The sequence below is a fragment of the Aeromonas sp. FDAARGOS 1402 genome, from assembly GCF_019046925.1.
Taxonomy (GTDB): Bacteria; Pseudomonadota; Gammaproteobacteria; order Enterobacterales; family Aeromonadaceae; genus Aeromonas; species Aeromonas caviae.
In genome coordinates this window covers 2,508,878-2,521,594 of record NZ_CP077201.1, presented here as the reverse complement: position 1 = coordinate 2,521,594, position 12,717 = coordinate 2,508,878, and the positions used below count along the sequence as shown (strand labels likewise).

Genomic DNA, 12,717 nt, shown 5'->3' with positions numbered 1-12,717 from the left:
GGGCCCGCTTTTTTTCAACTTGGGTACAACCCATCCAGGCACCAGGAATTTCAAGATGTCCAAATTTGCCCGCTCCGTTATTCTGGCCTCCCTGTTAAGCGCCACCGCTCAGGCCAACCAGCCTGTTCCGACCCCGGATTCGGCCCTGCCGAGTGCCCAGCCGGTCCCCACTTTGAACAGCGCCCCCATGGTGGTGCCTGCCGCGCCCGAGATCTCCGCCAAGGCCCACATCCTGATCGACTACTTCTCCGGCCAGGTGCTGGCCGAGCAGAACGCCGACGAGCGTCTGCCCCCCGCCAGCCTGACCAAGATGATGACCTCCTACATCGTCGGCGACGAGCTGCACAAGGGGAACATCAAGGGCACCGACATGGTGACCATCAGCCAGAACGCCTGGTCCAAGAACTACTCCGACTCCTCCAAGATGTTCATCGAGGTGGGCAAGCAGGTCTCCGTCGATGATCTGAACAAGGGCATCATCATCCAGTCCGGCAATGACGCCTGTGTCGCCATGGCCGAGCACCTGGCAGGCAGCACCGACTCCTTCGCCAGCCTGATGAACGCCTGGGCCGCCAAGCTCGGCATGAAGGACTCCCAGTTCAAGAACCCCCACGGCCTGGATGAAGAGGGCCACTACAGTACCGCCCGCGACATGGCCCGCCTGGGTCAGGCCCTGATCCACGATCAGCCGGAGGAGTACAAGATCTACTCCCAGAAGTCCTTCGTGTTCAACGGCATCACCCAGCACAACCGCAACCGCCTGCTGTGGGACCAATCCCTGCAGGTTGACGGCATCAAGACAGGTCACGTCAGCCAGGTCGGCTACAACCTGGTCTCTTCCGCCACCAACAACGAAGGCATGCGCCTGATCGCCGTGGTCATGGGGGCCAATAGCGAGGCTTCCCGCGCCGCCGAGAGCAAGAAGCTGCTCACCTACGGCTTCCGCTTCTTCCAGAGCCTGACCCCCTACAAGGCGGGCACCGAACTGGTCACCCAGAAGATCTGGATGGGCGACAAGTCTGAAGTGAAGCTGGGGGTCGACAAGGACGTCTCCGTGCTGGTCACCCGTGGCCAGGGCAACAACCTCAAGGCGGACTTCCAACTGGAGAGCGAGCTGAAGGCGCCCCTGGCCAAGGGCCAGCGCGTCGGCACCGTGTACCTCAAGCAAGGGGACAAGGAGATCAAGCAGGTTCCCCTGGTTGCCCTGGAAGAGGTGCAGGAAGGTGGCCTGATGAGCCGCCTGTGGGATTACCTGGTGATGCTGGTCTCCAGCTGGTTCAAGTAACAGACCCTTCCTCAAGCAGCGGCGCCAACAGGCGCCGCTGCTGTCTTTTGCGGTCTGTCCAGTCAATAACCCTGTAATCTGCAGGTTCCGCCGACTGACGATTTGTGGTAAAAAGCAGCATTTCCACGTCTTGCTACACCGCCGGGTCTTGATCCCGAGGCGGCTCATGCCCATATAGACTGGGAACTGCCCCCTGGGGGCAGATGAGGGGACCGTTTCGGCGGCCCTCAAAGACGTAAAGATGACGTCGCTTCCCGGCGACCCAGAAAGGTGAAGTAGATGAATACCAAGTTTGATGAACTGCTGGAGTTCCCCTGCAAGTTCCCGTTCAAGGTGCTTGGCGTGGCCGATCCCGCCCTGCCCGACATGGTGGTGGAAGTGCTGCAGCAACATGCTCCCGGCACCTACAGCCCGACCGTTCAACCGAGCTCCAAGGGCAACTATCACTCGGTACGGGTGACGGTCACCGCCCAGAGCAAGGAACACATCGAGGCCATGTATACCGCCCTTGGCAAGATCGAGCTGGTTCGTTACGTCCTGTAAGTTGCCTCTCTCGCCCCGCCACCGGGGCGACTGATTATTTGCCGCCCGGTCGCAGCGGCGACCGTACCGACACCGCGCCGCCAGTGAGGAAAGATGTCACTCGAAACGCCCGCCGAGCCACAACCGTCAGCCGGCCAACTGCTCGTCAGACAGCTGGGCCGTCGCCCCTACCAGCCGGTGTGGGACGCCATGAAGGCGTTCACCGACAATCGCACCCCCGACACCCCGGACGAGTTCTGGGTGGTGGAGCATGACCCCGTCTACACCCAGGGCCAGGCCGGCAAGGCCGAACACCTGCTCGCCCCGGGCAACATCCCGGTGGTGCAGAGTGATCGCGGTGGCCAGGTGACCTATCACGGCCCGGGCCAGCTGGTGCTCTACGTGCTGGTGGATGTGCGCCGCAGCAAGCTCTCTGTACGGGAGCTGGTGACCTGCCTCGAAACCGCCATCATCAACACGCTCGCCAAAAGCAATATCGAGGCCTACGCCAAGGCCGATGCCCCGGGCGTCTACGTGAAGAGCGATCTGGGTATGGAAGCCAAACTGGCGTCCCTGGGTTTGCGCATTCGCAAGGGGTGCTCGTTCCACGGGTTGGCCCTCAACGTCAACATGGACATGACTCCCTTCCTGCGCATCAATCCGTGCGGCTATGCGGGCATGGCCATGACCCAGACCAGCGCCCTGGGCGGCCCGCAGAGCGTCGCCGAGGCACAGTCCCTGCTGGTGACGGAGCTGGCCCGCCTGATTGGCTACCAAGAGATCACGAATACCGAAGAGGCGGCATGAGCAACCCCATGCCCCGTGGTCACGAGGGAGCCGCAAGGCCCCTGGTGACTGTCAACCAGACAATAACAAACACCGAGAGTGAATCATGAGCAAACCCGTTCGTATGGAGCCGGGCGTCAAGCTGCGCGATGGCGACAAGATGGCCCTGATCCCGGTGAAATTCATGCCGGATCCCAACGAGGAAGTGCTGCGCAAGCCGGAGTGGATGCGGATCAAGCTGCCGCCGTCGAGCCAGAAGATCGAGCACATCAAGAGCACCCTGCGCAAAAACAAGCTGCACTCTGTGTGTGAAGAGGCTTCCTGCCCCAACCTGGCGGAGTGCTTCAACCACGGCACCGCGACCTTCATGATCATGGGCGCCATCTGTACCCGCCGCTGCCCCTTCTGCGACGTGGCCCACGGCCGTCCGTTGCCGCTGGATCCGGAGGAGCCGAAGAAGCTGGCACTCACCATCAAGGAGATGAACCTCAAGTACGTGGTGATCACCTCGGTGGACCGCGACGATCTGCGGGACGGCGGTGCCCAGCACTTCGCCGACTGCATTCGCGAGATCCGCGAGCACAGCCCCCAGACCCGCATCGAGATCCTGACCCCGGACTTCCGTGGCCGGATGGAGCAGGCGCTGGAGGTGTTCCGCGAGACCCCGCCTGACGTCTTCAACCACAACCTGGAAACCGCCCCGCGCATGTACCGGGTTGCCCGTCCGGGCGCCGACTACAAGTGGTCCCTGGAGCTGCTGCGCCGCATCAAGGAGATGCACCCCCACGTGCCGACCAAGTCCGGTCTGATGATGGGCCTTGGCGAGACCAACGAGGAGATCGTCGAGGTACTCAAGGATCTGCGCGAGCACGGCGTCAACATGCTGACCCTGGGCCAGTACCTGCAACCGAGCCGCCACCACCTGCCGGTGAAGCGTTATGTGCCGCCCGCAGAGTTCGACGAACTCAAGGATGTGGCCATGGATCTCGGCTTCAGCCACGCCGCCTGCGGTCCCTTCGTGCGTTCCTCCTACCACGCAGACCTGCAAGCCAAGGGGGAAGAGGTCAAATAAGCCTCTTTTCCTGCTGGCAGAAAAAAGAGCGCCTCTGGGCGCTCTTTTTTTATCGCCGTCACCTCGCAGGCAGCGGTTGTCCCTTTGTGATTGGCGCCGTTCTGGCGTAACGTGGCCACTCCCCTTCTCTGGAGTGCTGTGCCGGATGCCGACTCTCACCGTTCGCCTGATCCCCCTGCGTGACGCAGACTTTCCCGCCTATCGCGACTACTTCATCGAGGATTACGCCCAGGATCTTGCCAGCAACCACGGGATGGCGCTGCCTGACGCCCACCGTCAGGCCGACGCCTCGTTGCAGCAGCTCCTGCCACTGGGTGTCGCCACCCCGGGTCATCACCTGCTCGCCATGGTACCTGAAGCCTCGAACGCGCCGGGCGAGCCTCTGGGCTATCTCTGGCACGCCATCGACGGCGCCGCCGGCACCACCTTCATCTACGACTTCTATGTGACACCGTCCCATCGTGGTCGCGGCCTCGGCAAGGCAGCCATGGCCGCCCTGGAAGCGCAGAGCGCCCCCCTAGGCATCCACCAGATCAAGCTGAGGGTGGCCCATGACAACCCGAGGGCACTGGCGCTCTATCAGGCGCTGGGCTTCACCATCACCGGCTACAACATGGCAAAGCGTCTGGATTGAGCACCTTCATTGGGCCACCACCCGGCCCATGGCTCAGAGCGAGATGCCGGAAAAGGACATGAAGCCGAGGGACATCAGCCCCGCCACGATGAAGGTAATGCCGATACCCCGCAGCCCCTCGGGCACATCCGAATACTTCATCTTCTGGCGCAATCCCGCAATGGCGACGATGGCCAGCAGCCAGCCCAGCCCTGAGCCCGCCCCGTAGACCACGGATTCGATGAAGTCGTAATCCCGCTGGGCCATGAACATCACCCCGCCGAAGATGGCGCAATGCACCGTCAGCAGCGGCAGATAGATGCCGAGCGCGTGATGGAGCGCCGGGAAATGTTTGTCGAGCACCATCTCCATCACCTGCACCAGCGCCGCCAGCACCCCGATATAGACGATGAAATCGAGAAAGCCCAGATCAAACTCCCCGAGGAAGGTACTCTCGGGACGCAGGATATGGCGGTAGATCAGGTTGTTGAGGGGGATGGCGATCACCATGACCACCAGCACCGTCATGCCCAAACCGAAGGCGGTGTTGATGTTCTTGGAAACGGCCAGGAAGGTGCACATGCCAAGAAAGAAGGCCAGCGCCAGGTTTTCCACAAAGATCGACTGGATGAAGAGATTGACGTAATAGTCCATGAATGAGTTCACCACTTGGTTGCAATAAGAGCATGTCCGCGCCCGGCCAACGGCCAGTCGCGAAGATGACGTTTACAGAGAGAGCTGGCGCAGCACCCGGTAATGACCACGGCAGCCGCCAGACTGCCGAGCAGCCCGGTCAGCGGTACTCAATGACGGGGATCAAACGGGCGGGCGCCCGGCTGGTGAACCTAGTCGCCCTGGCAGAAGCGATATTGCAGGTGGTGGCAGCGAAGCCGCCGTGTGTGCAGAGCGCCGAAGTAGTCGGGCCGCTGCCTGAGGTAGATGAGGGGCAGGAAGAACAGCAGGCCACAGAGCAGGCCGAGGATCTCGTGCTGGAACCAGGCCAGCAGCATCTGGTAGAGCTCGGCATGAGCGGCCCCTTCCAGTCGCCGTCCCTGCTCGAAACCGAGCCGCCACTGGGAGGCGGGCGGCAGGCTGACGTTGTCGGCAAGCCCCGGGTTCGCTGGCTCATGGAACAGCATCGGCCGCTCCTGCCCTTGCGTCTCCATTCCCGGCGTTGCAACGACCCCTGCCGCCGCCGCAGCGGCAAGCCAGAGAAGGCAGGCGATGGCAAGCACCATCGGCCATGACGAGGGGCGGCGAGAGGATGACAAGGGGGCTGTCCGTCAAGAAAAATTACAGGTGGAATATATCACAATACCGTCACTTATTGCATTTTCCACCATGAGATATCAGAAAGGTTGATATTAAACACCGCCCCATTCTCTAAAACCGACAAGGTTGCACCACCTTGAGAAAGCGACTTGCATCTTCCTCAAGGTGAGGGCTCACCCCTGCTGGAAGGCCTGGTGGTAGCGCACTTCACCACTGGGCATGGCAGCGCCGAACGAGCGTGTCATGAAGTACTCGGGCGGCACGCCGGGCAGCGTCAACCCCGGCTCGGACACGAAACCGAAACGGCCGTAGAAGCCGGGATCCCCCAGCACCACGCAGCCAGCCGCCCCCATCCCCTTGAGCTCGGCCAGACCCGCCTCCATCAGCCGTGACCCCAGCCCCTTGCCTTGCAGCTCGGGAGAGACGGAAATAGGACCAAGACCATACCAGTGCGGGCTGCCATCGCTGATGGTCACCGGCGAGAAGCAGAGGTGGCCGACCATCCGTCCCTCCTGCTCCGCCACCAGCGACAGGCTGAGTGCCCCGGCCTGGCGCAGGTCACGCACGATCAGCTGCTCGTTGTGATCGGTATGGGGGGCATTGAGGAACGCGGCCACGGTCAGCGCTTCAATGGCGTCGTGATCGGCGCCTGTTTCGGGCCGAATGATGATGTTCATAGGTTTTCTCCGTTTGTTATCTTGCAATGGATGGCCTGATCAGACTGTCTGCAGGCAGCAGATCACATAGCCGTAGCTGCCCAGGTGTTGGCGGTGGATGGCCACTTCCCGGCTCAGATCCTGCCAGGCTGGGTTATCCCCCAGCTCGGCACGGTGGCGCGCCAGATTGCGCTCGATGGGATCCAGATAGTTGTCCCAGGCCCTTTGCGGCAACGGGGTGTGCCACAGGCAGCGATAACCCGCCTCCTTCACCGTTTTGAGCTGGCCCGCCAGGGTCTGCATGGCGGGATAATCCCGCTGCCAGAACGCCAATGCCTCCTCTGGCGGCGTGTCTGTCAGCCACACCAGGTCGCTCAGCACCAGGCAGGCAGCAGGACCGGCAAGGTACGGCCGCCATGCCTGCAAGGCGTTGGCCACCCCGATGGTGTAGGCGCTCCCCTCGGCCCAGATGAGATCGGCGGGGGCAAGATCTGCCGGCAGCGCCGCCATGTTGGCGCACAGGGTAGTGACATGACTCAGCCCCGCCGCACTGGCGCTACGGGCCACGGCGGCCAGCGCCTCCTCGTCCAGATCGATGGCCACTATGGTGGCGTCCGTCACCTGTGCCAGCGCCAGGGTGGCGGCGCCGCGCCCGCAGCCCATGTCGAGGATCCGGCGAGGCTGGCTGGGCAGCGCGGCAAATTGCTGCTGGGTGAAGAGGCTATCGCCCGGCCCCCAATAGCTCATGCCATCCAGCAGCCGCTTGAAATCCCGGATGTAACGTTCATGTTCATTCATGTCTTTGCTGAGCCACTGCAGGTGGTAACGCTCTTTTTCACTGAATCCCTGCTTCATCACCCAGGCAAAGTAAGTCTGCGGGGCTTGATGCTGCAGTTGCAGCTGCCAGGCCTTGAACTCGTCGCCGGAGTGCGCACGCAAACCGGCGAGATCCGCCAGCAGATCCCGGGCGCGTTGCATCCGCGCCAGCTCTTCATCCAGCTCCCTGACCCGGGCTTCCAGTGTCGCCTGCTCCAGCTCGCCCGCCAGACAGGCGAGGCACTGCTTGAGGCTGAGCCCGCCGGCCTGCAGGGCCTGTACCATCCGCAGCCGCTGCAGATCGTCATCGTCGTAGTGGCGATAGCCGTTGGCGCCCCTTGTGCCCGCAATCACCCCCAGCTTCTCGTAATAGAGCAAGGTGGAGCGGGCCAGGCCGCAGCGCCGGGCCAGTTCGGATATTTTCATGACAACCACTCGCTGAGGGGTCCGTGACCCGATGAAGGGAAGCTTAAACTGTGAAGCAATAGACGGGTCAACGACAACATCCGGGTTCACACCATAAAAAACGGCCACCCTGAGGTGGCCGTCACCGACAGCAAGAGAGACTCGCGGGATCAGAGGCCGGCGGCTTCCAGATGCTCCACCAGCAGCTGCACGCTGCGGTTGCCACGCCACTCGTTGACGTCGAGCCGGTAGACCAGCCGCACCCGCTTCACCGAAGCATCGGGCCAGCGCTGCAAGTCGACGCCAAAGGCGATGGCATCCACCGCGTGGCCGGAATCCGTGGTCAGCATCATCTTGAGGTGCTTCTCCCCCACCAGCCGCTGCTGCACCAGCACGAACTCGCCGTCAAACAGCGGCTCGGGGAAGGCCTGACCCCAGGGGCCGGAGGCGCGGATCAGCTCCGCCAGCTCGAGGGTGAGCTCGTCCGGCAGCAGTTCGCCGTCGGTGAGCAGCACCCCGGTCAAGAGCTCAGGGGTCACCAGCTCGCCGATGACCGCCTCAAAAGCCCGCCCGAAGGCCTCGATATTGGCCTTGGGCAGGGTCAACCCGGCCGCCATGGCGTGGCCGCCAAACTTGCCCATCAAGCCGGGGTGGCGGGTATCGAGCAGTTCCAGCGCATCGCGCAGGTGCACCCCCGGGATGGAGCGCCCGGAGCCCTTGAGCTCGGTCTCGCTGCTCTCGGCAAAGGCGATGACCGGGCGGTAGTACTTCTCCTTCACCTTGGAGGCCACCAGCCCCACCACCCCCTGATGCCACTCGTTTCGGTGCAGCACGATGCCGGAGGGCACCTCGCCGTCACGAAAACGGATCTGCTCCAAAGTGGCGAGCGCCTCCTGCTGCATCCCCTGCTCGATCTCCTTGCGCTCCTGGTTGAGGCTGTCCATTTCGGAGGCGAGCTGGCGCGCCAGGTTGATGTCGTCACAGAGCAGACAGGCGACCCCGAGGGACATGTCATCGAGCCGGCCCACCGCGTTGAGACGCGGCCCCAGCGCAAAGCCGAGATCGGCGGCGCACAGGCGACGCCCGTCGCGGCCCGACACATCCACCAGCGCCTGGATGCCGGGGCGACAACGGCCGGCCCGGATCCGCTGCAACCCCTGATGAACCAGGATGCGGTTGTTGCCATCGAGCGCCACCACGTCGGCCACGGTGCCGAGGGCCACCAGATCCAGGTAATCCGCCACGTTGGGGGCGCGCAGCCCCTGGCGCTCATACCAGCCGCTCTGGCGCAGATGGGTGTTGAGGGCCGCCATCAGATAGAAGGCGACCCCGACCCCGGCCAGGGACTTGGAGGGGAAGTCGCAGCCATGCTGGTTGGGGTTCACTATCGCGTCGGCGTCAGGCAGCTCCTGACCCGGCAAATGGTGATCGGTAACCAGTACCTGCATGCCGGCCGCCTTGGCCGCCGCCACCCCGGCGATGCTGGAGATGCCGTTGTCCACCGTGATCAGGAACTCGGCGCCGCGGGCCACCGCCAGCTCGACGATCTCCGGGGTGAGGCCATAGCCGAACTCGAATCGGTTGGGCACCAGAAAATCGATGTGGTGCCCCCCCATGGCGCGCAAGGCCAGCACGCACAGGGCCGAGCTGGTGGCGCCGTCGCAGTCGAAGTCACCGACGATGAGAATGCGTTTTTGCGCCGTCAGCGCCTCGGCCAGCAGCAGCACCGCCTGCGCCATGCCGAACAGGCGCTGGGGCGGCAGCAGCTGGTTGGCGCTGCGCTCCAGCAGGGCAGGGTCTTCGACCCCGCGGCTGGCGAAGATCTGGCGAAGCAGCGGGTGCAGGGTGGCGGGCAGATGGGAATCATCAACTCGCGGACGACGACGGATTTGCAGGGGCATTGACGTGATCCAGTATCTTGAGCAGTTGTTCGGGGCTCTGGTAACCGCGCACCAGGTCGCCATTGGGCAGGACCCAGCTCGGTGACGCCTTGATCCCGAGCCATTGGCTCAGGCCGATATGATGGGCAAGGATCGCATTACAGCCGCTCTCAGGCAAACGATCGCTGAAGTTGAGTTCGCGCAGCAGACCGGGATCGCACCAGCTAGCCTGATCCGAGGCGGCGACAGGCGCAGGCAGCAGTTGCACGCTCACGCCCCTCGCCTGCAAGCGGGGCAACTCCTCCAGCGCGATGCGGCAAGGACCGCAGGCGAGATCGGTAAACAGGGTGAGGCGGTGGCGTTCAGGGGTGGCCTTGAGCCAGAGCCGGGCCTCCCCTATCTGGGAGAGCGCCAGCCTGCGTTGCTGCTGCTGGCTGAGCCGGGTGAGGTTTCTCATGTCGTGGGCCAGATCCAGCATGGAGCCCTGCAGCACATAGTCTCCCCTGGCATCGCTGTAGAGCAGTCCCTGGGCCGTGCCCAGCAGATAGAGGCCCGGCATGGGGGTCTCGTCCACCAGGTAGACCTGCACACCGAGGCGCTGCTCTATGGTCTGTTTCAACACATGGGGGTCCATCCCCGCTCTGGCCGCAAAAGCGCACAGCAGCATCATTCCCAGCAGTAAATATCGCATCAGCTCATTCACTTGGCATGATTGAAGGGTCTCATAAGGTAACCCAGACAATTCCCTCTCCCAAAGACCTTAATTAGTTATCTATTAATAACGTCCGCAAGAAAAAATCACGGGATGACAGGTTGCCAATCGGGCTTGAGCCCCGCAAGCTAATCAGGACGACGGGAGACATCTTTAGTCATCCCTCTGTTTTGCTGATGTTTTATTATTCAAATCGACGTGCGCTCAGGTGGCACGTCGTCCATTTATAGGGGGAAAAATGAGTCTTATTCAAGAGTTCAAGGCCTTTGCATCCAGGGGCAATGTCATCGACATGGCGGTCGGTATCATCATAGGTGCCGCCTTTGGCAAGATTGTCTCCTCCTTCGTGGGAGACGTGATCATGCCCCCCATCGGGCTGATCCTGGGGGGCGTGGATTTCAGCGATCTCGCCGTGACCCTGAAGGCCGCCGAAGGGGATGCCCCTGCCGTGGTCATCGCCTACGGCAAGTTCATCCAGACCTGTATCGACTTCCTGATCATCTCCTTCGCCATCTTCATGGGGCTCAAGGCCATCAACACCCTGAAGAAGAAGCAGGAAGAGGAGGCCGCTGCCCCGGCCGGCCCCACCAAGGATCAGGAGCTGCTGACCGAGATCCGCGACTTGCTGAAATCCCAGCAGGGGAAATAACCGTTTCCTCCCTGTCGTGTGCTGAAAAAAACCGCCTTCGGGCGGTTTTTTGTTGCAAGGCAGGTGAGGCGATCAGGCTCTGGGGTGGTGCTGGCCGTGCAGTGCCTTGAGCCGCTCGTTGGCCACGTGGGTATAGATCTGGGTGGTGGAGAGATCCGCGTGGCCCAGCAGCATCTGCACCACTCGCAGATCGGCACCGTGATTGAGCAGGTGGGTGGCGAAGGCGTGACGCAGGGTGTGGGGGGAGAGTTCCCCCCTGATGCCGGCTCTCAGGGCATAGAGCTTGATGCGGTGCCAGAAGGTCTGGCGGGTCATCATCCGGGCCCGCTTGGAGGGGAACACCACGTCCGAGCTGGTGCCACCCAGCAGCAGAGTGCGCCCCTCCCGGTAGTAGCGCTCCAGCCAGTGCACCGCCTCCTCCCCCATGGGCACCAGGCGCTCCTTGTTGCCCTTGCCCACCACTCGCACCAGCCCCTGGCGCAGGCTGACGTGTTCGGCGGTCAGCCCCACCAGCTCGGACACCCGCAGCCCGGTGGCGTAGAGCAGCTCGAGCATTGCCTTGTCCCGCAGCTCCAGCGGGTCGTCCACCAGGGGCGCTTGCAGCAGCGCCTCCACCTCGGCTTCGCTCAGATCCGATGGCAGCTTTTTGGGGAGCTTTGGCCCCTCCAGCAGCACGGTGGGATCGTCGCTGCGCAGCTTCTCGCGATTGAGGTACTGGTAGAAGCGGCGCAGGGCCGAGAGGAAACGGGCCGTGCTGCTGGCCGCGAACTGATGGTCCACCCGCCAGGCGAGGTAGTGCTGGATGTCGTCCAGCCCCGCCAGCAGCAGGGAACCGCCTTGCTCATCGAGCCAGAGGGCAAATTTTTCCAGGTCGGTGCGATAGGAGCTGACCGTGTTGTCGGAGAGCCCCCGCTCCAGCCAGAGGGCGTCGAGAAACGGCTCGATCAGGGGATGGGATTCTGCTTTGCTCATGGTGCGCCGCGCTCAGGGAAACAGGTCGCCATTGTAACGTGCCGACCCACCCGGGCCGCAAGGCAAGGCTGCACATCCCCTCAGGCGGTGAAGAGCCCGGCGCAATCTGCTAGACTGGCGCCCTCCCCCCGGGCGCCGCTGTGCCGGTCACGCCCCTTGCCGACTGCGATCAAGAGAAGAGCGATGAAGATAGGTTTGTTTTATGGCTCCACCACCTGCTACACCGAGATGGCCGCCGAGAAGATCCGCGCCCTCATCGGCCCCGAGCTGGTCGATCTCCACAACATCAAGGATGTGGCCCTCGCCCGCATGCAGGAGTACGACATCCTGATCCTGGGCATCTCCACCTGGGACTTCGGCGAGCTGCAGGAGGACTGGGAATCCCGCTGGGAAGACATCGCCGACCTGCATCTGGAGGGACGCATCATCGCCCTGTTTGGCATGGGCGATCAGCTGGGCTATGGGGAGTGGTATCAGGATGCCCTTGGCCTGCTGCACGATCAGCTGGTCCCCAAGGGGGTCAAGCTGGTGGGCTACTGGCCCAACGAGGGGTACGAGTTTGACGCCTCCAAGGCGCTCATCGACGATGGCCGTCACTTCGTCGGGCTGGCCCTCGATGACGCCAACCAGTACGACCAGACCGAGTCCCGCATCGAGCAGTGGGTCGACCAGATTCTGAGCGAGATCCACGAACTGCTCTGATCCTGATCGCCTGGATGTTCGACGACGCCAGCCAATGGACGACCAGACCGACCCCGTATCGAGCAGTGGGTCGACCAGATCCTGAGCGAGATCCACGAACTGCTCTGACCTTGATCGCCTGGATGTTCGACGACGCCAGCCAATGGACGACCAGACCGACCCCGCATCGAGCAGTGGGTCGACCAGATCCTGAGCGAGATCCACGAACTGCTCTGACCTTGATCGCCTGGATGTTCGACGACGCCAGCCAATTGACGACCAGACCGACCCCGTATCGAGCAGTGGGTCAACCTCATATAAAACGAGCGCCATGAGCGGCGCCAACCTCCCCTGCCGGTAGCCTGCGCTCGGGCTGCCGGGCGCATAAATCGCACC

14 protein-coding genes are annotated in these 12,717 nt (G+C 62.9%); 7 read left to right on the top strand and 7 right to left on the bottom strand.

Annotated elements, in window-relative coordinates:
* The first annotated feature begins 55 nt into the window (after window positions 1-55).
* From I6L32_RS12065 to I6L32_RS12045, 5 genes are all read left to right on the top strand, one after another.
* Window positions 56-1,285 (top strand): D-alanyl-D-alanine carboxypeptidase family protein, encoded by a 1,230-nt coding sequence (locus I6L32_RS12065; protein ID WP_039041110.1) that lies wholly within the window; start codon window positions 56-58, stop codon window positions 1,283-1,285.
* Window positions 1,286-1,564: 279 nt separating this feature from the next.
* Window positions 1,565-1,828 carry a DUF493 family protein YbeD gene (gene ybeD / locus I6L32_RS12060; protein ID WP_010673756.1) on the top strand — a complete coding sequence of 88 codons (264 nt, stop codon included), beginning with the start codon at window positions 1,565-1,567 and terminating at the stop codon, window positions 1,826-1,828.
* Window positions 1,829-1,921: 93 nt separating this feature from the next.
* Window positions 1,922-2,614 carry a lipoyl(octanoyl) transferase LipB gene (gene lipB, locus I6L32_RS12055; RefSeq protein WP_010673755.1) on the top strand — a complete coding sequence of 231 codons (693 nt, stop codon included), beginning with the start codon at window positions 1,922-1,924 and terminating at the stop codon, window positions 2,612-2,614.
* Window positions 2,615-2,699: 85 nt separating this feature from the next.
* Window positions 2,700-3,665, top strand: a complete 966-nt coding sequence (lipA, locus tag I6L32_RS12050) for a lipoyl synthase (RefSeq protein WP_039041111.1) — start codon at window positions 2,700-2,702, stop codon at window positions 3,663-3,665.
* Between the two features lie 145 nt (window positions 3,666-3,810).
* The gene (locus I6L32_RS12045) at window positions 3,811-4,299 is read left to right on the top strand and encodes a GNAT family N-acetyltransferase (protein WP_124244425.1); all 489 of its coding nucleotides are present in this window, start codon (window positions 3,811-3,813) and stop codon (window positions 4,297-4,299) included.
* 33 nt (window positions 4,300-4,332) lie between these two features.
* Here I6L32_RS12045 and nqrE read toward each other — a convergent pair whose 3' ends face one another.
* The 6 genes from nqrE to I6L32_RS12015 form a co-directional block, all read right to left on the bottom strand.
* Complete coding sequence (gene nqrE, locus I6L32_RS12040; protein WP_010673752.1) at window positions 4,333-4,932, bottom strand: NADH:ubiquinone reductase (Na(+)-transporting) subunit E; 600 nt, start codon at window positions 4,930-4,932, stop codon at window positions 4,333-4,335.
* A gap of 191 nt (window positions 4,933-5,123) precedes the next feature.
* Window positions 5,124-5,417, bottom strand: a complete 294-nt coding sequence (locus I6L32_RS12035; protein ID WP_010673751.1) for a hypothetical protein — start codon at window positions 5,415-5,417, stop codon at window positions 5,124-5,126.
* A gap of 306 nt (window positions 5,418-5,723) precedes the next feature.
* Complete coding sequence (locus I6L32_RS12030) at window positions 5,724-6,227, bottom strand: GNAT family N-acetyltransferase (protein WP_139737766.1); 504 nt, start codon at window positions 6,225-6,227, stop codon at window positions 5,724-5,726.
* A 39-nt stretch (window positions 6,228-6,266) separates the two neighbouring features.
* Window positions 6,267-7,448, bottom strand: coding sequence for a MerR family transcriptional regulator (locus I6L32_RS12025; RefSeq protein WP_214002481.1), 1,182 nt, complete (start codon window positions 7,446-7,448; stop codon window positions 6,267-6,269).
* A 149-nt stretch (window positions 7,449-7,597) separates the two neighbouring features.
* Complete coding sequence (gene recJ, locus I6L32_RS12020) at window positions 7,598-9,328, bottom strand: single-stranded-DNA-specific exonuclease RecJ (RefSeq protein ID WP_216943929.1); 1,731 nt, start codon at window positions 9,326-9,328, stop codon at window positions 7,598-7,600.
* A complete protein-coding gene (locus I6L32_RS12015; RefSeq protein WP_216943928.1) occupies window positions 9,294-9,998 on the bottom strand; it encodes a disulfide isomerase DsbC N-terminal domain-containing protein in 705 nt (234 codons plus the stop codon). Before I6L32_RS12015 ends, recJ begins: the two co-directional genes overlap by 35 nt.
* Before the next feature lie 259 nt (window positions 9,999-10,257).
* On the opposite strand from I6L32_RS12015, the gene mscL reads away from it, so the two are divergent.
* Window positions 10,258-10,668 (top strand): large-conductance mechanosensitive channel protein MscL, encoded by a 411-nt coding sequence (gene mscL / locus I6L32_RS12010; protein ID WP_010673746.1) that lies wholly within the window; start codon window positions 10,258-10,260, stop codon window positions 10,666-10,668.
* Window positions 10,669-10,740: 72 nt separating this feature from the next.
* On the opposite strand, the gene xerD is transcribed toward mscL, so the two are convergent.
* On the bottom strand, window positions 10,741-11,640 hold the full coding sequence (xerD, locus tag I6L32_RS12005; RefSeq protein ID WP_042014490.1) for a site-specific tyrosine recombinase XerD: 900 nt from the start codon (window positions 11,638-11,640) through the stop codon (window positions 10,741-10,743).
* A gap of 183 nt (window positions 11,641-11,823) precedes the next feature.
* On the opposite strand from xerD, the gene fldB reads away from it, so the two are divergent.
* Entirely contained in the window at window positions 11,824-12,342 is a 519-nt protein-coding gene (gene fldB, locus I6L32_RS12000) for a flavodoxin FldB (RefSeq protein WP_216943927.1), read from the top strand.
* Window positions 12,343-12,717: the final 375 nt, after the last annotated feature.